This is a genomic window from Nocardia sp. NBC_01377, from assembly GCF_045040005.1.
Classification (GTDB): Bacteria; Actinomycetota; Actinomycetes; order Mycobacteriales; family Mycobacteriaceae; genus Nocardia; species Nocardia noduli.
This window is the reverse complement of the sequence record NZ_CP109566.1, coordinates 4,903,069-4,924,007: the sequence shown is the minus strand read 5'-3', so window position 1 is coordinate 4,924,007 and position 20,939 is coordinate 4,903,069. Positions and strand designations below refer to the sequence as shown.

The 20,939-nt window shown below is 68.0% G+C and carries 17 protein-coding genes; 11 read left to right on the top strand and 6 right to left on the bottom strand.

The genetic code is table 11. The features are described from left to right. The first annotated feature begins 313 nt into the window (after positions 1-313). Both OG225_RS22575 and OG225_RS22570 read left to right on the top strand, forming a co-directional pair. Positions 314-631: a type VII secretion target gene (locus OG225_RS22575; protein WP_405177146.1), complete on the top strand. Its 318-nt coding sequence runs from the start codon at positions 314-316 to the stop codon at positions 629-631. 9 nt (positions 632-640) lie between these two features. After that, positions 641-2,317, top strand: a complete 1,677-nt coding sequence (locus OG225_RS22570; protein WP_405177145.1) for a hypothetical protein — start codon at positions 641-643, stop codon at positions 2,315-2,317. Positions 2,318-2,403: 86 nt separating this feature from the next. Here the strand turns inward: OG225_RS22570 and OG225_RS22565 are convergent, their stop codons facing one another. Both OG225_RS22565 and OG225_RS22560 read right to left on the bottom strand, forming a co-directional pair. After that, positions 2,404-2,922, bottom strand: a complete 519-nt coding sequence (locus tag OG225_RS22565; protein WP_405177144.1) for a hypothetical protein — start codon at positions 2,920-2,922, stop codon at positions 2,404-2,406. Positions 2,923-2,979: 57 nt separating this feature from the next. Continuing rightward, positions 2,980-3,903, bottom strand: coding sequence for a neutral zinc metallopeptidase (locus OG225_RS22560; protein ID WP_405177143.1), 924 nt, complete (start codon positions 3,901-3,903; stop codon positions 2,980-2,982). 297 nt (positions 3,904-4,200) lie between these two features. Here OG225_RS22560 and aspS point away from each other — a divergent pair, with 297 nt between their 5' ends. After that, complete coding sequence (gene aspS, locus OG225_RS22555; protein ID WP_405177142.1) at positions 4,201-6,015, top strand: aspartate--tRNA ligase; 1,815 nt, start codon at positions 4,201-4,203, stop codon at positions 6,013-6,015. A gap of 220 nt (positions 6,016-6,235) precedes the next feature. Continuing rightward, on the top strand, positions 6,236-7,222 hold the full coding sequence (locus OG225_RS22550; protein ID WP_405177141.1) for a DUF389 domain-containing protein: 987 nt from the start codon (positions 6,236-6,238) through the stop codon (positions 7,220-7,222). On the opposite strand, the gene OG225_RS22545 is transcribed toward OG225_RS22550, so the two are convergent. Next, positions 7,223-8,200, bottom strand: a complete 978-nt coding sequence (locus OG225_RS22545) for a hypothetical protein (RefSeq protein WP_405177140.1) — start codon at positions 8,198-8,200, stop codon at positions 7,223-7,225. Between the two features lie 193 nt (positions 8,201-8,393). Here OG225_RS22545 and OG225_RS22540 point away from each other — a divergent pair, with 193 nt between their 5' ends. Beyond that, on the top strand, positions 8,394-9,563 hold the full coding sequence (locus OG225_RS22540) for a phosphotransferase family protein (protein WP_405177139.1): 1,170 nt from the start codon (positions 8,394-8,396) through the stop codon (positions 9,561-9,563). A 75-nt stretch (positions 9,564-9,638) separates the two neighbouring features. On the opposite strand, the gene OG225_RS22535 is transcribed toward OG225_RS22540, so the two are convergent. Further along, positions 9,639-10,148, bottom strand: a complete 510-nt coding sequence (locus OG225_RS22535) for a DUF664 domain-containing protein (protein ID WP_405177138.1) — start codon at positions 10,146-10,148, stop codon at positions 9,639-9,641. Between the two features lie 47 nt (positions 10,149-10,195). Further along, complete coding sequence (locus OG225_RS22530; protein WP_405177137.1) at positions 10,196-11,857, bottom strand: alkaline phosphatase D family protein; 1,662 nt, start codon at positions 11,855-11,857, stop codon at positions 10,196-10,198. Positions 11,858-12,060: 203 nt separating this feature from the next. Between OG225_RS22530 and OG225_RS22525 the strand changes: the two genes are divergently transcribed. The 6 genes from OG225_RS22525 to OG225_RS22500 all read left to right on the top strand — a co-directional run bounded on the left by OG225_RS22525 (position 12,061) and on the right by OG225_RS22500 (position 19,665). Next, entirely contained in the window at positions 12,061-13,419 is a 1,359-nt protein-coding gene (locus tag OG225_RS22525; RefSeq protein WP_405177136.1) for a replication-associated recombination protein A, read from the top strand. 92 nt (positions 13,420-13,511) lie between these two features. Then, positions 13,512-16,175, top strand: coding sequence for an alanine--tRNA ligase (gene alaS / locus OG225_RS22520; protein WP_405177135.1), 2,664 nt, complete (start codon positions 13,512-13,514; stop codon positions 16,173-16,175). Next, the gene (gene ruvX, locus OG225_RS22515; RefSeq protein WP_109526854.1) at positions 16,175-16,747 is read left to right on the top strand and encodes a Holliday junction resolvase RuvX; all 573 of its coding nucleotides are present in this window, start codon (positions 16,175-16,177) and stop codon (positions 16,745-16,747) included. Before alaS ends, ruvX begins: the two co-directional genes overlap by 1 nt. Beyond that, positions 16,744-18,258, top strand: coding sequence for an endolytic transglycosylase MltG (gene mltG, locus OG225_RS22510; protein WP_405177134.1), 1,515 nt, complete (start codon positions 16,744-16,746; stop codon positions 18,256-18,258). Before ruvX ends, mltG begins: the two co-directional genes overlap by 4 nt. A gap of 25 nt (positions 18,259-18,283) precedes the next feature. Next, complete coding sequence (locus tag OG225_RS22505; RefSeq protein ID WP_405183337.1) at positions 18,284-19,117, top strand: shikimate dehydrogenase; 834 nt, start codon at positions 18,284-18,286, stop codon at positions 19,115-19,117. A gap of 71 nt (positions 19,118-19,188) precedes the next feature. Further along, on the top strand, positions 19,189-19,665 hold the full coding sequence (locus tag OG225_RS22500; RefSeq protein ID WP_405177133.1) for a B-4DMT family transporter: 477 nt from the start codon (positions 19,189-19,191) through the stop codon (positions 19,663-19,665). 56 nt (positions 19,666-19,721) lie between these two features. On the opposite strand, the gene aroB is transcribed toward OG225_RS22500, so the two are convergent. Beyond that, entirely contained in the window at positions 19,722-20,843 is a 1,122-nt protein-coding gene (gene aroB / locus OG225_RS22495; RefSeq protein WP_405177132.1) for a 3-dehydroquinate synthase, read from the bottom strand. Positions 20,844-20,939 lie beyond the last annotated feature (96 nt).

Genomic DNA, 20,939 nt, shown 5'->3' with positions numbered 1-20,939 from the left:
ACGTGGGAGGGGGCCAGTGGTACGACCAGGACGGACAACTCGTGCGATATAGCGAGGACGGCACCCGGGCATGACGGTCCGCCTCTCAGTTTTTCCCCTATCGCCGTGCGGCGGGCAGGAACTCGCGGGTTCGTGGCGCGTGGGAGACGGGCGCGGACCGTCTGGCTGCCCGCATGGGGGTCGGCTATATTAGGGCCCAACCGTGCCGGTTCGTGCGCTGGGAGTGCGTAGAGCTGGCGCGGCAGGGTGTAGAAGACGCCGGCGACGGTAAGCGCACGACACGAACGTTCACGACGATTTGGGGGGTTGCTCGATGGCAGAATTCTCGGCGGATACCGATGGGCTGCGGCTGTTCGCCACGGAGAACGCGGGTATCGCTTCGGAACTCGCGGGTGCGGCGAGTTACGACACGGTGGCACAGGTCTCGGCGGCGACGCCGGTATTCGGACTGATCGGCGCGGATTATCTGCTCAGCTTCGCGGCGGCCCAGGTGTTGCAGGCCAGGGATATCAACGAACTCTCGGCCAAGTACCAGGGGCTGTCGTCCAAGGCCTTCAGCGCCGCGCTGCGCTTCGACGGCCAGGACACCGAACACGCGGCCGATCTCGGCGCCGCCGCGGAACAGATCTGAGGTCGCGCGATGAAGCCCATCGATACCGCCGACACCGGTCTGATCATGCCGCAGGACCAGGCCTCGGCCTCGACCCAGCACGCCGCCGACGACGCCGGACAGATCGCCGCCGCGGCGGTGCAGAGCACACCGCAGGCGATCCAGGATCTGGCGATGCCGCAATTGCCGGAGGATATGGCGCCGATCGAGGCGCCGGAATTCTTCCTGTCCAAGAAGATCAGCGACGACGCGCAGTCCGGTGGTATCGGCATGCCCGCCGGTCCCGGTGGGCTCAACGGTGGCGCGGCGCCCGACACCCAGGGTGTTCTCGGCGCGGCGCCCGCCGATGTCTCCGGCCTGCTCGGTGAGGCGAACACCGCGATAAGTCATGCGACGACACAGGTGCAGTCTGCGGCCCAGGGCGTGCTCGACCAGGCGAACGGTGTGGTCGGCAGTGCCCTGAGTTCGGGCGCGGCCCAGGCGACCCAGGCCGCGGCGTCGGTGCCGACGGCGCTGTCCTCGTTGCCCGCCATGCCCGCAGATCCGGTCGCCGCGCTGATGAACGGACTCTCCGTTCCCGCGCTGCCCGGTGTCGATCAGTTGGTGAAGCCGATCCTCGATCTGCTCAGCAGCTTCGGCACCGGCGTCATGGGCGCGCTGGACCCCACCCAGATCCTGAGCCAGGCCTCCGCGATCGTCGACAAGGCCGTGGCGATGGGCAAGGGCAGCATGGCCACGGTCGAGCAGGTGTGGGAGGGGCAGGCCGCGCGCAGCGCGTCGGCGGCGAGTCAGCAGGCGAGCGTCCAAGGCCAGGAAACCAGCACGAACGGGACGGATATCGCGAAACTCACCGAGTTCGCGGCCTCCGACGTGCAACGCGGCAATACCGAACTCGTCGCCGTCGCCAGCTCGTTCGTGACCCAGGCCGTCGCCATGGCGCCGGTCATCTTCACCCCGCCCGGACAGGCCGCGCTCATCGCCTCGGCGACCGAACATCTCGGCAACGCCGTGGGGGTGGTCAATGCCACGCGCGGCCAGCTCGCGGGCAAGACCGCCGAACTGAACGGCGTCGTCGCCCAGATGCTCGGGCAGAGCGGGCTGCCCGCCCCGCAGGACGTGGCCCAGGCCGCCATCCAGAACATCGGCGAGCCGCTGATGAGCGAGGCGAAGGACACCGCGACCAAAGCGGCCGGACTCGGCGATTCCTCCGGACTTTCCTCGCTGGGGAGCCAGTCGCCGACCGCGGCGCAATCCGCTGGCAGCCACGGCAGTTCGGGAAGTCCGAGCGCGCTCGGTGCGCTCGGCACGGCGCGGCCGGGAGGTTCCGGCGGCTCGGGGCGCGGCGGCGGCGGTTCCGGATCGGGTTCCGGCTCCTCGTCCTCGGCTCGTCCCGGCACGGGTTCGCTCGGATCGACGGTGTCCCCGTTGCGTTCGATGCCGGGCCTTTCGGGAACGTCATCGGGGGCCGCCGGTGGCGCTTCCACATCGACGGCGGGTACCGGGAGTTCGTTCATGGGCAGCCCCGGGGCCGGAGCAGCCGGCGCCAAGGGCGGCGACGACGATCAGCACTCACGCAATGTGGCGCCGTATCAGAGCATCATCGGCAACGATGACCTGACCGGGCCGCTCGGGGAATCGACCCCGGACGTCATCGGCGCGCCGCATTCGGACGAACTGCTCTCGGACTACGAACAGGACCAGTTCTAGTTCGTTCTCGCACAACCGTATTCGGCACGAGTGCCCCTTCCCGGGTCGGGGAGGGGCACTCGTGCCGTACAGCGGTCCTTCGGCGGTCAGTTCTTGACGAAGGCGTCCAGCAGTGTGCGATAGAGGTCGGCGAAGCGTTTTCTGGCGCTCTGCTGATCGGTGGTGAGCCCTTCCGACAGGTCCGGCGCGTAGACGATCAGGTGCACGGTCTGTTCGGGCGGTTGCGGCATCAGATCGATGATCTGGGTGCCGTGGTCGGTGATCGACGGCGTGCCGAGGTCGAGGGTCGCGAGTTCCTTGATCTCGGTGAGCGCCGAGCGCACCACGTCGGGGCGGATCTTGCCCTCGAGCTGTTGCGGCGGGGTCTCCGGCTTGCGCTCGGCCGAAGCGGCGTCGGGCTTCTTTATCGCACGGCCGTCGGCGAAGACCTCGAGAATCGGGCGTAGATCGGTTCGCTCCTGCCATCCGCCGGGGATGGTCGTGAGGGTCAGCAGGGCGATCGAGTCGGCGTCCGCCGAACCGGATTCCGGGTCGGCGGCAGCGGTACTCCCACCGCCCACGAGGGCCAGTACGAGAACCACCAGCGCTGACATTGTTCTGCGCATCAGATAACCCACCTCGTTCACTGTGTCGAATTCGCCGACGGTCAGATGCGACGTCGGTCAGCGCAGCGCGTCGGGATTGTCCAGGTCGCGAGCCGAATACGTATCGCACGCGTCGACCCGGCCCGTCCGGTATCCGGTGAGGAACCACTTCTGCCGCTGTTCCGAGGAACCGTGTGTCCATGCCTCCGGGTTGACCCGACCCTGCGCCGCGCGTTGGATCCTATCGTCACCCACCGCCGAGGCGGCGGATAACGCGTCGCGAACATCGTTGTCCGACAGTGGCTTCAGAAACGGCTGCGAACCGCCCGGCGCGGGGGTCTTGTCGGCGTAGTGCGCCCAGATGCCCGCGTAGCAGTCGGCCTGCAATTCGGTACGCACCGCACCTGATTCGGGACCGCGCGGATCGCGCTGCGCGCGGCCGATATCCCCGAGCAGGTTCTGGATGTGATGGCCGATCTCGTGGGCGACCACGTATTCCTGGGCGAGCGGGCCGTTGCTCGCGCCGAAACGATCGGTCAGCTCGTTGAAGAAGGTGACGTCGAAGTAGGCGGTCCGATCGGCAGGGCAGTAGAAGGGGCCGACCTCGCTGGTGGCATTGCCGCAGCCGGTCGCCGTCGCACCCGAGAACAGGACGACCTGGGGTTCGACATATGTGTCACCCGTCTGCGCGGCCAACTGCTCACCCCAGATGACATCGAGGCTGACCGCGGTCAGCGCGACCCGGCAGTCGACGTACTTGTTGGCATCGGCGCCGGTCTTACAGTGCTCGGGCGTGCCCGCTGTCGCGGATTCGGACTGCGGATCCTGCGCGCCGGTGAGGTCGCCGAGCAGCGAACCGGGATCGCCGCCCAACAGCAGTGCCAGCACCAGCACGATGAGTCCGCCCGCGCCGCCGCCGAGGGCGATCTTGCCGCCCCTGCCGGGACCACCGCCGGACCGGACGGCATCCGGATCGATCTGCATGCCCTCGTTGAAGGTCATCGTCGTCGCTTCCTGTGTTCGATCGGACGCGCGCCGCCGCGGGTCGTCGGACGACGATCCACGGCGGGATGTGGCGCAAGGTCGCACCCGACATACCCGGTGCGACCTGGTATCCACACCTTGTCACGGATGAACCGCATTCCGTTATCGAGCGCGGACGTGTCGCGACGATGGGCGATTCGCGCGGTTTCGGGGTGTCACGAGCCGAGCGTGATTAGGGAGCCTGCCTGCGTCGTCGCTACGATGGCAACCGCACCGGGTGGCCCAACCGGTGCCGGAATCGTCGAAAGGAATCCCGTGCTGCGCACCCACTTGGCCGGTTCGCTGCGAAGCGAACACGCCGGCCAGACCGTCACCCTCACCGGCTGGGTGGCCCGGCGTCGTGACCACGGTGGCGTGATCTTCATCGACCTGCGTGACGCGTCCGGCGTGGCGCAGGCGGTATTCCGTGAGGGCGAGCCCGCCGAACAGGCGCACAAACTGCGCGCCGAATTCTGCGTGCTGGTCACCGGGATCGTGGAGCAGCGCCCCGACGGCAACGAGAACCCCGATCTGCCGACCGGCGACATCGAGGTCAACGTCACCTCGCTCGAGGTGTTGAACGAGAGCGCGCCGCTGCCGTTCCAGCTGGACGAACAGCCCGGCGAGGAAGCCCGGCTCAAGCACCGCTACCTCGATCTGCGCCGCGAGGGTCCCGCCCAGGCGATCCGGTTGCGATCCAAGGCGAACGCCGCGGCCCGCGACGTGCTCGCCGAGCACGCCTTCATCGAGGTCGAGACGCCGACGCTGACCAGGTCCACCCCCGAGGGCGCCCGCGACTTCCTGGTTCCCGCGCGGTTGCAGCCCGGCAGTTTCTACGCGCTGCCGCAGAGCCCGCAGCTGTTCAAACAACTGCTGATGGTCGGCGGTATCGAACGCTACTTCCAGATCGCGCGCTGCTACCGCGACGAGGATTTCCGCGCCGACCGTCAGCCGGAGTTCACCCAGCTCGACATCGAGATGAGTTTCGTGCGCCAGGAGGACGTGATCCTGCTGGCCGAGGACATCCTGGTCGCGCTGTGGAAGCTGATCGGCCACGACATCCCGACCCCGATCACGCATATGACCTACGCGGAAGCGATGCGCCGCTTCGGTTCCGACAAACCGGATCTGCGTTTCGGCGTCGAGATCACCGAACTCACCGAGTACTTCCGCGAGACGCCGTTCCGGGTGTTCCAGTCGCCGTATGTCGGCGCCGTCGTCATGCCGGGTGGCGCGAGCCAGCCGCGGCGTCAGCTCGACGCCTGGCAGGAATGGGCCAAACAGCGCGGATCGAAGGGCCTCGCCTACGTTCTGGTCAACGAGGACGGCACCCTGGGCGGTCCGGTCGCCAAGAACATCACCGACGCCGAACGCGACGGCCTGGCCAAACAGGTCGGCGCGGAGCCGGGCGACTGCGTCTTCTTCGCCGCGGGCGAGGTCAAGTCCAGCCGGGCCCTGCTGGGCGCGGCGCGCGGCGAGATCGCCCGCAAGGTCGGCCTGATCGACGAGAGCGCCTGGTCGTTCGTGTGGATCGTGGACGCGCCGATGTTCGAACCCGCCGCCGAGGCGACCGCGAGCGGCGATGTCGCGCTCGGTCATTCGGCGTGGACGGCCGTGCACCACGCGTTCACCTCGCCCAAGCCGGAATCGCTCGAGACCTTCGACACCGATCCCGGGTCCGCGCTGGCCTACGCCTACGACATCGTCTGCAACGGCAACGAGATCGGCGGCGGTTCCATTCGTATCCATCGCCGCGACATCCAGGAACGCGTTTTCGAGGTGATGGGGATCAGCCACGACGAGGCGCAGGAGAAATTCGGCTTCCTGTTGGACGCCTTCGCCTTCGGCGCGCCGCCGCATGGCGGTATCGCCTTCGGCTGGGACCGGATCGTCGCACTGCTCGGCGGTCTCGATTCCATCCGCGAGGTCATCGCGTTCCCGAAGACCGGTAACGGCGTGGACCCGCTGACCGACGCGCCCGCCCCGATCACCGCGCAGCAGCGCAGGGAAGCGGGCCTGGACGCGAAACCGGAGCAGACGAAGGGGCAGCAGCCCGCGAAGCCGCAGGCCGAGGCCACCGCACCGCAGTGAACGAACGGCCGCGGTCACAGCGGTCCCGGTACCCGGGATCGCTGTGACCGTCGCTCGTTCGAGATCCGGCTGCGCACACGGTTCGGCGGGACGCGGCGCTGTGGAACGCATGACCTTTTACCGTATGTCGGTTCGTTGCGCGGTCGCACCGGGAGTGCGGTAGCTTCGTCTCGATTTCGACGTCCTCCGCGTGGAGGACGCTGACGGCGAGGGGATACCCGTGCTCCATCTGCGCATGATCAGTCCTCCCGAGACGACCGATCCGGTGCTGCGAGTGCTGACCGACGAGCCCGGTGTCACCCACATCACCTGTGCGCGTGGGGTGGCGATCGAGCCCGAGGGCGATCTGATCCAGGCCGATATCGCCCGCGAGGCCGCCAACGATGTGATCGAACAGCTCAAGCGGCTGGACATCGACCACACCGGCGGTCTCACCCTCGTGCCGGTCGAGACGGTGCTCTCCGACGCGGGCGAACGCGCGGTCGACGAGGCGCCGGGCGATCCGACCGACGCGGTGGTCTGGGAGGAACTGCTCGCCCAGACCCACGAGGAGTCCTCTCTCAATTCCACTTTCGTGGCGTTCCTGACCATCGCGTGCCTGCTCGCCGCGGTCGGTGTGGCGACCGACTCGCCGGTGACCATCGTCGGCGCCATGGTGGTCGGCCCGGAATTCGGTCCGCTCGCGGCCTTTTCGGTGGGCGTGGTGCGGCGGGACTGGGCGCTGGTCCGTCGGTCGGCGGTGGCACTGCTGGTCGCGTTCCCGGTCGCGATGGTGGTCACCCTGGCCGCCACCGCGATATGGGAACAGTTCGGCTGGATCACCCTGACGGGCGTGGAGCACACGAACAATGTCGACTTCATCTACGAGGTCGGGCCGTTCTCGCTGATCGTGGCCCTCCTGGCCGGAGCGGCGGGCATGCTGTCGCTGGTCACGTCCAAATCGGCGGCGTTGATCGGCGTCTTCATCTCGGTGACCACCGTGCCCGCGGCCGGATTCGCGGTGGTGGCCGCCACCGTGGGCAAATGGAATATCGCCATGATGTCGGCCGGACAGCTCGCGGTGAACCTGTCCGGCATTGTCGTGGCAGGGGTGATCGTGCTCGAATTGCGGCCCCGCGCGGGAAGCGACGTGGGGCCTGTGGAACGGTGCAAGAAATGGCTCGGGATGACCTCGAAGGTCGAGAAGGTGAACTGGGTCGAGAAATGATCAGGGTGCGACGACTCCGCCGGTGAGGCCGCGATAGGCGAAGGTGACCGCGATGACCGACACCGGGCCCGCGACCAGCAGTCCGAGGCCGCACAGCAGCGTGCCGACGAGGGTGATCACCGCGACCGCGAGGGCGAGCAGCAATGTCTGCCCGAGGTTGCTCACCACCAGCACGGCACTGGATTTGATCGCGCTGAACGGTCCCTGATCCTGATCGACCACGAAGTGCAGGGCGAACATGCACAGATATCCGACGATCAGGCCCGGAATCACGCAGAACGCCAAGCCGATCCAGGTGCCGAGGAACGCCAGCATCGCGGTCAGCAGGACATTGCCCGCGTTCACGAAGCGGAAGTACGACCCGAAAGCCGGTTTGTTGCCGTCGGTTTCGTACAGCGCGCCGCGCACCATGGCCGCTTGCAACAGCCAGACCGCCGCCATCACGGCGAGGAACAGCAACACGACCGGAAGGAAGGAGTTCGGGGCGAAAATCCGGACGAGCAACCAGAAAACCAAATAGATGACAATACCCATGGCTGTAATTCCGAGCCATGGCGCGGGATTCGCTCGGAACTTTTCCAGCCCGTAGCTGATCGCGTTCCCGACATCGAGGTCGACCGGCTGGCCTACGGTTTGGTACCCATAGGTGTGCTGGTGGCCGGAATCCACCCCGGAATCGTCCGGGGAGAGAGTGCCGGGACCCGTTCCCCGCGGCCCGTAGGTCGGCTGCGGCGAGTAGGCGATCGGGGGCGGCGGTTCGACCGGCTCGTTGCCGTACTGGGCCGCGCCCGGCCCGTCGAACTGCGGGTATCCTGCGCCACCTGCCATTTCGTGACGGGCGTGGGGTGTGCCCGGCTCCGCGGGATGTGGCTGCGCGGCTTCGGGCTGTCCCTGGCCGGCCGCGTACTGGCCGCCGCCGCCCTGCGGGGGTGCTTCGCGTGCCGGATCGCGCGGTGCGTGAGACGGAGTGTCGGTCACAGTGTCAGACCTTTCGAGGCACCTGGTTTGCCATGTGGCGCACAGCAGTTGACGATGAGAAAACCCGACCGCCGCAATAGTGTCAAGCAAGCGCCGTGGGTTCCGCGAGCTGGAGGCCGGACACGCCGAGCGACGCGGAAAGGTTGTGTAACAGGTCGCTAGAAGTGACCTGATGCGAGTAGCTTGGGAGTCGATGACCGCACTATTGGCCGAACGCGCCGCCGAAGTCGTGTCCGCAGCACAACAGTTGCTCACAAAGCGAATGGGTGCTGCGGTCAAGCTGAGCGATCCGATGGAACTCAGCGGAAGTGGTAGGACGACAGTCCTACGCGTGCGTGTGTCGGAGAATGCCTACTCGTTGCCTCGGACCCTGATCATCAAGCAGGTCCGCGGTGCCGCACGCGATCGCAGGACCGGTGGGCTGGCGCCCGGTGTGGCCAGCGTCGATTCGGCATTCCTCCGCGAAACCGCCTCCTATCAGTTCACCACCGCCCTCGGCCGTGACCAGCGGCCGGGTGCCTACCTGATCGCGCACAGTCTGCCGGACCGGCTGCTCATCCTGAGCGACCTCGGCGAGAACTCGCTGCTGACCCAGGCCCTGCGCACCGGAGCCGAACCGGCGACCCGTAACGCGCTGATGGCCTTCGCACAGGCCATGGGCCGCATGCACGCGGCGACGGTGGGACGTGAGGCCGATTTCGTCGCGCTGCTGCGCCGGGTCGAGGTCGTGCACCGGGTGGACGGCATCGCCCAGCAGGCCGAATCCGCCATCGCCGAAGTGCCGGGACTGCTTCAGCGCGAAATCGGCGTCGAGGTGCCGGGTGAGATCGCCGAGCGCATCGTGCGCGGTAACCGGCTGTTCTCCGCGGGCCGGTTCCGTGCATTCAGCCCCTCGGATCTGTGCCCCGACAATGTGATCCTCAACGAGGAGGGCGCGCGGTTCCTCGACTACGAATGGGGCGGATTCCGCGACGCCACCCTGGATATCGCGTACGCGCTGGTGTCCTTCCCCGGCTGCCTGTGCGATTTCGAGCTGTCACGTGAACGCGGCGGGCAGATGATCGAGGCCTGGCGCTCCGAGATCGTCGGGGTGTGGCCCGCGCTCGCCGACGACGACGTCCTCGCCGAGCGCATCCTCGAGGCCCGGCTGATCTGGGTCTGGCTCAGCACCTACTGGTTCCTGCCCGCCGATCACGCGCGCATCGCCGCCGCCCGCGAGCACGGCCTGTCGGTGCCACGTTCGGACGCGCTGATCAATCGCTGGGCCGCCCTCGCCGAGGATGCTCGGTGCATCGGCGACGATATCGTCGGCGATTTCGCGGAGGATGTGTCGGCCCGGCTCGAGGAGCGCTGGGCCGAGTAGGAGCCGATCGGCGGCTACCGACACCCGGCGTACCGCCGACCGCGGCGCTCACGATCAACGGGTCGACGGTCGCGATCAGCGGCGGCGCAGGAGTACGCCGCGGATGAACGCGGCCTGGCCCGAATGCTGGATATCGTCATCGATGACGCTGATCAGTCGCACGCCGAGGGTGACCGGCGGATCCCACCGGATATCGACCACGCGCGGGAGGTCGGCGTCGGTCAAACCGGCGACGTATTTCACGGATTGCTCGTGCACCGCATCGAAGTAGCCGAGAAGTAGCTCTGGGGTCGCCGTGACCCGAGCGATCTCGGTCTGTCCGTGTCCGTGCCCGGTGTCGGCCTCGGGGAACGGGAGGCCGAAGCGCTCGGCCCAGCCCGCCGCCGTCCACACCTGCTCCAGGCCCGCCACCTCGGCGACGTGATCGTCCTGGACCCTGGTCAGATGCCAGACCAGCCAGGCGATGGAATTCGCGCCCGGCTCGATCGCGGCGTCCAGTTCGTGCTGTGTGAGACCTTCGACGGCTCCGTGCACGTTCTCCAGGATCCGGCCGAAGGCATCGGTCAGTAAGTCGGCACTCGTCATACCCGGACCAACAGCGGCGGCCCGGACTTATTCCCGTCCGCCGCTCGTCAGTGGACCGGAGCCGAGCGCGGCGTGACGCGCCCGCCCGACGGTACGGCGAACGAAGCGCCGTGCCGCACAGCGGAATCGGGATTCTCCACATCGGCCAGGTAGAACCAGTCCATCTGGGCGCGTTCGGTGGTGACATCGAGGACGCCGTAGCCGTGCGATTCCAGTTCGACATAGCGCAGGTGGTGGTTCGCGCCCGTCACCGCCGCCTCGATGGGCACGGCGGCGGTGCGCGGTGGCGCGCCGATCAATTCGCCGATACTGGACGAAGTGACCGAGGGGACCACGAATTCCGCGCCTACGGTGGGCCCGCCCGGATAGTTCGCGGCGTCGATCGGCAGATCGGCGGCCCAGGAGGAATGGATATCGCCGGTCAGGAACACCACGTCACTGATCCGCTGGTCGTGCAGGGTGCGGAACAGGGTTCGGCGATCGGCGGTGTATCCGTCCCACTGGTCGGCATTCGCTGGGATGCCCGCCTGCGGTAATCCCATCACCCGGGTGAAGGCTTCGGTGGTGGCCGGTTCGAGTGGAGGGAAGACCAGCGGCGCGATCATCACCGAATTGCCGATCAGTTTCCACTGCACCGGGGCCGAGGCCAAACCGGCTGTGAGCCACTCCATTTGCGCCTTGCCGGTGATGGTGCGCGCCGGATCGTCGATATCGCGCCAGCCGGTCACCGCCTCGGCCTCGCGATCACGGTAGCTGCGCAGATCCAGCATCGACAGTTCGGCGAGCGTGCCGAACCGCAGGCGGCGGTAGATCTTGGCCTGGTCACCGGAGCCATTGGCGCGCACCGGCATCCATTCGAGGTAGGCGCGCGCCGACGCGGCACGACGGTCGCGCCAGTCGCCGCTCACCGCCGGGTCGTGTGTGCTCGAGCCGCCCGACCACGAATTGTCGGCGGATTCGTGATCGTCCCAGGTGCAGATGAACGGCAGCCGCGTGTGCAGGACGGCGAGGTCGGGGTCGGTCTTGTACTGGGCGTGCCTGATGCGGTAATCGGCCAGCGTCACGATCTCCACGGCCGGCTCGTGCGGTCGGACGGCTCCGGTGCGGCCGCCGTATTCGCCGCGGCCGTATTCGTAGATGTAGTCGCCGAGGTGCACGATCGCATCGAGATCGTCGCGTGCGGCCAGGTGGCGGTACGCGCCGAAGTAGCCCGCCTCCCAGTTCGAGCACGACACCACGCCGAAGCGAAGGCGTTCCGGGGAATCGGCGGTGGCGGGGGCGGTGCGGGTGCGGCCGACGGGGGAGGACTCACCGAGTGCGGTGAAACGGTAATGGTAGACGCCGCCGGGTGCGAGACCGGTGACGTCGACCTTCACGGTGTGATCGGAATCCGAAGTAGCCGTGGCACTTCCGGATGCCACCGGCCGGGTGAAGGCGGCATCCTCCGCGACTTCCCAGCCGACCGTCGCGGGTGCGCCCGTCCCGGAACCCGGGGTCGCGTCGGGGGAGGCGGTGATGCGGGTCCAGATGACCACGCCGGTCGGCAGCGGGTCGCCCGACGCGACCCCGTGGGCGAAGACCGGGGTGGCGGCCCGCGCCGGGCCGGTCGCGAGTAACGCCGTCGCTGCCGCCGCCCCGCCTTTCAGCACGGTGCGTCGAGCGAGGGATCCGAGGAGAGACGGGTCTGAAACGGCATCGTTTTCGGCCACGAGTACCGATCACAGTCGATCCGCGAGCGGGAGGCAAGTCGAATGACCCGTCTCGGCCACATGTTCGGACCGGTCGAGGACGGTCGACCACGTCGCCACGGGCGACTCGATCCGGTGTCGTACCCGGGCGGTACGGTCGAAAGCATGAGCGAGCGATTCGGGTGCCGCCGAGCGTCGGTTGCGCGCCGGGGCGAGGCGCGCGTATGAGCGACGGGCTCTTCGACGTGCCCGGGCACCCGGGTCCCGAGTCGGATGTGCCGGGCGGGGCGGGCGTGGATTTCCGAGGACCGGGCAGCGCGGCGCCGCTGGCGGTGCGTATGCGCCCGGCGTCGCTCGACGAGGTCGTCGGCCAACAGCATCTGCTCGGTCCCGGCTCGCCGCTGCGGCGGCTCATCGAAGGTTCCGGTGCGGCTTCGGTGCTGCTATACGGTCCGCCCGGCACCGGGAAGACCACCCTCGCCTCGTTGATCTCGCAGGCCACAGGCCGTCGATTCGAGGCATTGTCGGCATTGTCGGCCGGGGTCAAGGAAGTGCGCGCGGTCATCGATCTGGCCCGCCGTCGGCTCACGGCGGGCGAGTCCACCGTGCTGTTCATCGATGAGGTGCACCGGTTCTCGAAGACCCAGCAGGACGCGCTGTTGGCGGCGGTGGAGAACCGGATCGTGCTGCTGGTCGGCGCGACCACGGAGAATCCGTCGTTCTCGGTGGTGTCGCCGCTGCTGTCGCGTTCGCTCGTCCTGCAACTGCATTCGCTGACCGACGCCGATATCCGGTCGGTGTTGCGGCGCGCGATCACCGATCCGCGTGGTTTCGGCGACTCCTACACCGTCACCGAACCCGCGCTCGATCACCTCGTCCGGATCGCGGGTGGCGACGCGCGCCGCGCACTGACCGCGCTGGAAGCCTCCGCCGAATCCTCGCTCGACGGGACCGTCGACGTGACCTTGGTCGAGGCGAGCGTCGACAAGGCCGCCGTGCGTTACGACCGCGCGGGCGACCAGCACTACGACGTGGTGAGCGCGTTCATCAAATCGATTCGCGGTTCGGACGTCGACGCGGCGTTGCATTACCTCGCGCGGATGCTCGGCGCGGGCGAGGACCCGCGTTTCGTCGCCCGTCGCCTGGTGATCTCGGCCAGCGAGGACATCGGCATGGCCGATCCCACCGCCTTGCAGACCGCCGTCGCGGCGGCTCAGGTCGTGCAACTGATCGGGATGCCGGAGGCGCAGCTCACGCTGACCCACGCCACGATCCATCTCGCCACCGCCCCGAAATCGGGCGCGGTGCCCGCCGCACTCGGTGCGGCCATGGCCGATATCGCGGCGGGCAGGGCGGGCTCGGTTCCGGCCCACCTGCGTGACGGTCACTACTCCGGGGCCGCCGCGCTCGGCAACGCGCAGGGCTACAAATATCCGCACGACGATCCGGACGGCGTGCTGACCCAGCAGTATCCGCCCGACGAGTTGGTCGGCGCGGATTACTACGCCCCGACCGACCACGGGCACGAGCGTGAGATCGGCCCGCGCGTGCAGAAGTTGCGCCGCATCGTTCGCGGCCGCTAGTCGTCGCGCCGCCCGTATCCCGCCCGGGGGCGGCCGGTGTGAGCGGCGGGCGATGAAAAACCACGTGCGCGGCACCGGTAGGCTGGATATCTGTGCAGACCCACGAGATCCGACGGCGATTCCTGGACCATTTCGTCCGTGCCGGCCACACCGAGGTGCCCAGCGCGTCCTTGATCCTGGCCGACCCCAACCTGCTGTTCGTCAACGCGGGCATGGTGCAGTTCGTGCCGTATTTCCTCGGTCAGCAAACCCCGCCGTACGCGACCGCGACCAGCGTGCAGAAATGCGTGCGCACCCTCGACATCGAGAACGTCGGCATCACCACCCGTCACAACACCTTCTTCCAGATGGCGGGCAACTTCTCCTTCGGCGACTACTTCAAGCGCGAGGCCATTGCACTGGCCTGGTCGCTGCTGACCGGTAGCGTCGAGGACGGCGGTTACGGCTTCGACGCCGAACGTCTCTGGGTCACCGTCTACCTCGACGACGACGAGGCCGAACGCATGTGGCTGGAGATGGGTGTGCCGTCCGAGCGCATCCAGCGCCGCGGCATGGCCGACAACTACTGGTCGATGGGCATCCCGGGTCCGTGCGGTCCGTGTTCGGAGATCTACTTCGACCGCGGCCCGGAATTCGGTGTCGAGGGCGGTCCCGAGGCCGACGAGGATCGCTACCTCGAGATCTGGAACCTCGTGTTCATGCAGAACGAGCGCGGTCAGGGTGTCGGCAAGGACGATTTCGAGATCCTCGGCCCGCTGCCGAAGCAGAACATCGACACCGGCATGGGCGTCGAGCGCGTCGCCTTCCTGCTCCAGGGCGTGGAGAACGTCTACGAGACCGATCTCTGCCGCCCGATCATCGACAAGGCCGAGGAGCTGACCGGGCGCTCCTACGGTGTCCAGCACGAGGACGACGTGCGGTTCCGCGTCATCGCCGACCACGCGCGCACCGCCGCGATGTTGATCGCGGACGGCGTCAACCCGGGCAACGACGGCCGCGGCTACGTGCTGCGCCGTCTGCTGCGCCGCATCGTGCGTTCGGCCCGGCTGCTCGGAGCCGAGAAGCCGGTGATGGCCGATTTCATGAAGGTCGTCAGCGACCTGATGGCGCCGTCGTATCCGGAGCTGGCCACCGATTTCCGGCGCATCGAGACCGTCGCGGTGGGTGAGGAGACGGCGTTCCTCAAGACGCTGAACACCGGCTCCACCCTGTTCGACAACACCGCGTCCGCGGTGAAGGCCAAGGGTGGCAAGACGATCCCGGGTTCGGAAGCCTTCACCCTGCACGACACCTACGGGTTCCCGATCGACCTCACCCTGGAGATGGCCGCCGAGGCCGGACTCGCCGTGGACGAGGACGGTTTCCGCTCGCTCATGGCCGAGCAGCGCACGCGCGCCAAGGAAGACGCCAGGTCCCGCAAGCACGCGCACGCTGACCTGACCGTCTACAAGGATCTCGTCGACCGCGGCCCGACCGAGTTCACCGGATTCGACGAACTGACCTCCGAGGCCCACGTGCTCGCGCTCATCGCCGACGGGGTGCGGGTTCCGGTCGCCACGGTCGGGCAGGACGTCGAGGTGATCCTCGATCGCAGCCCGCTCTACGCCGAATCCGGCGGTCAGATCGCGGATCGCGGCACCATCACCGCCGCCGGGATCAAGCTGCGCGTCAACGACGTGCAGAAGATCGCCAAGAAGTTGTGGGTGCACAAGTCGACGGTGGAGCAGGGGCAGATCACCGAGGGTGACGTCGTGCTCGCCCAGGCCGATCCGGCGTGGCGCAGCGGCGCGACCCAGGGCCATTCGGGCACCCACATGGTGCACGCCGCCCTGCGCCAGGTGCTCGGCCCGAACGCGGTGCAGGCCGGTTCGCTGAACAAACCCGGCTACCTGCGCTTCGACTTCAACTGGCAGGGCCAGCTCTCCGAACAGCAGAAGGCCGATATCGAAGCGGTGTCCAACGACGCCGTCAGCTCGAATTTCCCGGTCAACACCTTCGTTACCGATCTGCCCAAAGCCAAGCAGATGGGCGCGCTCGCGCTGTTCGGCGAGAACTACGGCGACGAGGTTCGCGTGGTCGAGATCGGCGGCCCCTTCTCGATGGAATTGTGCGGCGGCACCCACGTGCGGCATTCCTCGCAGATCGGGCCCATCACCGTGCTCGGCGAATCCTCGGTCGGGTCGGGGATCCGGCGTGTCGAGGCGTTCGTCGGTCTGGATTCCTACAAGTACCTGGCCAAGGAACGCGCGCTGCTCGCCGGTGTCGCGTCCTCGCTCAAGGTGCCTTCCGACGAGGTGCCCGCGCGCGTCGAGCAGCTGGTGGAGCGCCTGAAGGTGGCGGAGAAGGAACTCGAGCGGACCAAGATGGCCGCCGTGCTGTCCTCGGCGGGAGCCTTCGTCGACCAAGCCGAGCGTGTCGGCGCGGTGTTGCTGGTCGCCGTCGCGGCCCCCGAAGGGGTGCAGGCGGGCGATCTGCGGACGCTGGCCACCGATATCCGCGGTCGATTCGGCAGCGAACCGGCGGTCGTCGTGTTGCTCGGCAACACCGACGGCAAGGTGCCGTTCGTGGTGACGGTGAACAAGGGCGCGCAGGGACTGGGCTTCAAGGCGGGCGATCTGGTGGCGAGTTTCGGACCGAGTATCGCGGGTCGCGGCGGCGGCAAGCCGGAGATGGCACAGGGTGCGGGCTCGGATCCCTCGGGGATCGCGGCCGGTTTGGCCGCGGTCCGTGCCCGGGTGGCCGAACTGGCCGGTTGATGGGCGATTCGGAGAGTTCCGAGCCGTCGGGCCGGTCGCGCGCCGCGGACCGGCCCGACTCGGCGTCCGATCCGGGCCGGGGCAGACGTATCGCGATCGATGTCGGCAGCGTCCGAATCGGGGTCGCGTCGAGTGATCCCGACGGTATTCTTGCCACGCCGGTCGAGACCGTGGCGCGGGCGAAAAAATCCCGAGCCGGTGGTCCCGCCGCGGATATCGAGAGAATTGCCCACATTGTGCGGGAATACGAGGCGGTGGAGGTTGTCGTCGGCCTGCCGAGGACCCTGCGCGGGGAGAAGGGAACCGCGGCCGATCTCGCGATCGCGTTCGCGGAACGTTTGCGAATGGAAATTGATCCCGTGCCGATCAGGCTTTCCGACGAACGTTTGACTACCGTGTCAGCTGCACGTGCATTGCGGGACAGTGGAGTTCGCGCGCGTGGCCAGCGGCAGGTGATCGATCAGGCAGCGGCCGTGTCGATCCTGCAAGGATGGTTGGACGAACGGAGTGCGGTGTTGAAGTCGGTCGAAGAGGCGTCGATGGGTGACGCGTCGTTCGGAGACGATGCATGACGGATCGGTGGGCGCGGGCCGAGGAACGCTATAAACAGCGCGAGGCCGAGCGGCGTTATCAGCGAGACGACCGAGCCTGGGCCGGGCAGGGCACTTCCCAGGACGAGCCCGACGATTGGGACGACTACGAGGACGACACCAACGTCATCCCTCGGTACACCGACGACGAGCCGTTGTACGACGATCCGCCGTTGTACGACGACCTCGAGGACGAGGAGCCCGAACCGGCACCGCCGCCGAGAGCGCGCGGCCCCCGGGTCGGCAGGCAGGAACCCCCGGAACGCGGCCGTTCGGGGCGGCGTCCGCCGCCGAAGCGCTCCCAGCGGGGAAAGCGCTCGCGGGCGGCGGCGCGCAAGGCCGAGGAACGTAAGAAACGCCGCAGGACCCTGTGGTTGGTCGCGGGATTCTTCATCGTGGTGCTCATCGGCGCGGTCGGCTTCGCGAGTATGAAATTCGCCAGGTCGGTGGCGATTCCGGAGGATTACGCCGGACCGGGCGGGCCGCTGGTGGTGGTTCAGGTCCATCCGGGCGATACCGCCAAGGAAATCGCCTCGTCGATGGTCGACAAGGACGTCGTCAAGAGCAGCGGCGCGTTCTACGAAGCGGCGGTGCGCAATTCGGGGATGAACGCGGTGCAGCCGGGTTTCTACGCCCTCCCCAGTCAGGTGCCCGCTCTGGACGCCGTGACGGCGCTGCTGGGCAAGAACTCGCGGGTCGGCAATGTCGTCGTGTCGGAGGGCAGGCTGCTGCACGACCAGCACGATGTGAACACCGGGGCGCGCAAGGAGGGGATCTACACCAAGATCGCCGCCGCCAGCTGTATCGGCACCGCCACCGCGAAGAAATGTGTCACCTACGAGCAACTCGCCGCCGCGGGGGCCGATGCCGATCTGGGCGCGCTCGGCGTGCCGAGTTGGGCGCAGGCCAGGGTGAAGGCGGTCCCGGATCGCGCCAGGCAGCTCGAGGGCCTGATCGCGGCGGGCACGTGGGACTTCGATCCGAGCGCGTCGCCGCAACAGATCCTGAAACAGCTGGTCAGCGCGAGCGCCACGAGTTACGAGTCGACCGGCCTGCTGCAATCCGGCGCGACCACCAAACTGTCGCCCTACGAGACGCTGATCGCGGCGTCGCTCGTCGAACGCGAGGCGCTGCCGCAGGATATGCCCAAGGTGGCGCGGGTCATCATGAACCGGCTGGAGGTGGGACAGCAGCTGGAGTTCGATTCCACCGTCAACTACGCGTTGGATCAGACCGAGGTCGCCACCACCGACAGCGACCGTGCCACCCGTACGCCGTGGAACACTTACGCGATGGCCGGGCTGCCCGCCACCCCGATCGCCGCACCGTCGTTGAACGCTCTGCGCGCCATGGAGAATCCCGAGCCGGGACCGTGGCTGTACTTCGTGACCATCGACATGAAGGGCACCACATTGTTCACTCAGAGCTATTCCGAACATCTACGCAATATCGAGAAGGCCGAGGACAGCGGAATCCTCGACAGTGGCCGATGAACGCGGTGCGGCGGTGAACGGCACCGTGGCGAACGGGGCCGCGGTCGACGGTGCCGCGGCCCGCAAGGCCGCGGTGCTCGGCAAGCCCATCGCGCATTCGCGCTCTCCGCAGCTGCACCTGGCGGCCTACCACGCGCTCGGGCTGCCGTGGACCTACGAGCGGATCGAATGTTCGGCCGAGCAGTTGCCCGGTCTCGTCGACGGTCTCGGTCCGGAATGGGTCGGGCTGTCGGTCACCATGCCGGGTAAGGAAGCGGCCCTCGCGTACGCGAACGAGCGCACCGAGCGTGCCGAACTGGTCGGCTCCGCCAACACCCTGGTCCACACGGCGGGCGGCTGGCGTGCCGACTGCACCGACGTGGACGGCGTGGTCGGCGCGCTGCGCGAGGGCGGTGTCACCGCGCTCGACAGCGCTGCGGTGCTCGGCGCGGGCGGTACCGCGCGTCCGGCGCTGCTCGGACTGTCGGCGCTCGGCGCGAAATCGGTGACGGTCTTCGCGCGCGACGCCGGACGGGCACGCGGTGCCGTGGAATTGGCCGAGCGCCTCGGCATCGCGGTCGCGGTGGCCGGATTCGACGCGCAGTCCGTGGAGTCGGTGTGCGCCGAGGCCGGTGCGGTGGTCAGCACCATTCCGTCGGAGGCGGCCGCGGTCATCGCGGCGTCGGTGGCGCACGCTCCCGTGGTACTCGACGCGATCTACGATCCGTGGCCGACGCCGCTCGCGGTGGCCGTGGCCCGCGCCGGTCATACGGTGGTCAGCGGGTTGCGGATGCTGCTGCATCAGGCCTACGGCCAGGTCGAGCAGTTCACCGGGTGTCCCGCGCCGCGCGCCGAGATGGCTTCGGCGATGGAGGAGTGATCCCGTCCCGGCCGTATTTCTGATACCTGTTCTAGTTCTGTTGCGGCGAGCCGGGCGTTAAGGTAGTCGATATGACTGCTTGGGTTCTGCGGGCTTTCGCGCTCGGTTTGCTGGTCGTCGGCCTGCGTATCGGGCTCGGGTTCGGGATGGTGTACTGGCCGACGCACGGGAGTTCGATGCGGATCTTGTGCCTGGTCGTACTGCTCGCCGTCATCGTGGCATGGGGTGTACTCGACGGCCGCGCCGATCGTCTCGACAACCCGGACCCCGAACGCGGCTCCGACCTGACCATCCGATGGTTGAAGGCGGCGGTCGCGGGCGGTGTCGGCAGCGGTCTCGTCTCCTGGATCGTGGACTTCTTCCCGAAGATGGACCTCAGCGACAACGGACTGCTCTTCGAAGTGACAGCGGGCGCTTCCTTCATCATCCTGCTGATCTTCATCCCCGCGCTGATCGGCGTCGGGATCGGCCGCATGGTCACCGGACGCGCGGCGGAGAAATCGGTGAGTGCCGAATCCGAGCGACACCCGGTGTCGTCCGCGCACTGACGCGGAGACGACGAGGGCGCACTCCACGTGGAGTGCGCCCTCGTCGCATCTGAGCGCTAGAGCAGGACCGCGCCGCCGCTGGGACTCTCCTCGCGGGCGATGGCCGAATACGCCGCCGCCAGCAGGGTCGGGTCGGGACCCTCCAAACGGCCCGGTTTCGCGAGGCCGTCGAGGACGACGAAACGCAGGACGCCCGAGCGGGTCTTCTTGTCGGTCTGCATCGCGTCGAGCAACTGGGGCAGCGCGTCGGCGTCGTAGGAGACGGGGAGCCCGACGGCGGTCAGCACCGCACGATGCCGATCGGCGGTGGCGTCGTCGAGTCGTCCGGCCAGCCTGCCCAGTTCGGCGGCGAAGACCAGGCCGACCGACACCGCCGCACCGTGACGCCAGCGGTAGCGCTCGCGTCGCTCGATGGCGTGCGCGAGCGTGTGCCCGTAGTTGAGGATCTCGCGCAGGCTCGCTTCCTTGAGATCGGCGGCGACGACATCGGCCTTGACCTGGATCGCCCTGCGGATCAGCTCGGGCAGCACCTCGCCGGTCGGATCCAGCGCGGCCTCGGGATCGCGTTCGATCAGATCCAGGATGACCGGGTCCGCGATGAATCCGGCCTTGATGATCTCGGCCATGCCCGCGACGATCTCGTTGCGCGGCACCGTCTCCAGTGTCGCCAGATCGACGAGTACGGCGGCCGGTTCGTGGAAACTGCCGACCAGGTTCTTACCGGCCTCGGTATTGATTCCGGTCTTGCCGCCGACCGCGGCGTCGACCATCGCCAGCAAGGTGGTCGGCACGTGCACGATCCGCACGCCACGCATCCAGGTGGCGGCGACGAAACCGGAGAGATCGGTCGCCGCGCCGCCGCCGAGGCTGACCACGACATCGTTGCGGGTCAGGCCGATCCGGCCGAGGACTTCCCAGCAGAAACCCGCCACGGCAAGTTCCTTACCGGCCTCCGCGTCCGGGATCTCCACCCGATGCGCGTCGATCCCGGTGTCGGCCAACGCCTTGCGCACCACTTCGGCCGTCTCGGCGAGCGGCGGCTGATGGAAGATCGCGACCGTGCGGACCCCCGTGGTCGCACCCGTCACCGATTCGACGAGTTCACCGAGCAGTCCGCGCCCGATGATGACCGGATACGGGGCGGCGGTCTCGACCTGGATACGCCTCGGCTCTGTCACGAATGCTCCGATTCTCTCGTTACGAAATGTCGCGCTGCGCGGTCGTGGATCCGGCCCGCTCGTACGGCCGACCACGGACGCGGGCCGGTATGCCCG